The organism is Caballeronia sp. INML3B (genome assembly GCF_023631305.1).
Classification (GTDB): domain Bacteria; phylum Pseudomonadota; class Gammaproteobacteria; order Burkholderiales; family Burkholderiaceae; genus Caballeronia; species Caballeronia turbans.
The window spans coordinates 1-231 of record NZ_JALQDI010000121.1 but is presented as its reverse complement, the minus strand read 5'-3'; the positions used below and the strand labels follow the sequence as shown (position 1 = coordinate 231).

General features: G+C 61.0%; 1 protein-coding gene. It reads right to left on the bottom strand.

Annotation, left to right across the window (positions count from 1 at the left end; translation table 11 throughout):
* The coding region (locus tag NCS58_RS34125; protein ID WP_250539055.1) for an efflux RND transporter permease subunit at window positions 1–231 on the bottom strand (231 nt) is incomplete at both ends.

Below are 231 nucleotides of genomic sequence, written 5' to 3'. Positions count from 1 at the left end.
GGTGCGCGAGAGGACATACGACGCGAGCATCGCGAAGACGACGGCTTCCGCGAGCGGCACGAACAGGTAGCGGGCTACGCCGGTCAGAAAGAACATCGGCACGAACACGATGCAGATGCATAGCGTGGAAACGAGCGCAGGCACGGCAATTTCGCCCGCGCCTTCGAGAATCGCTTCGTGCAAGTCCGTGCCCATGTGCAGATGACGCTCGATGTTCTCGATCGTCACGGT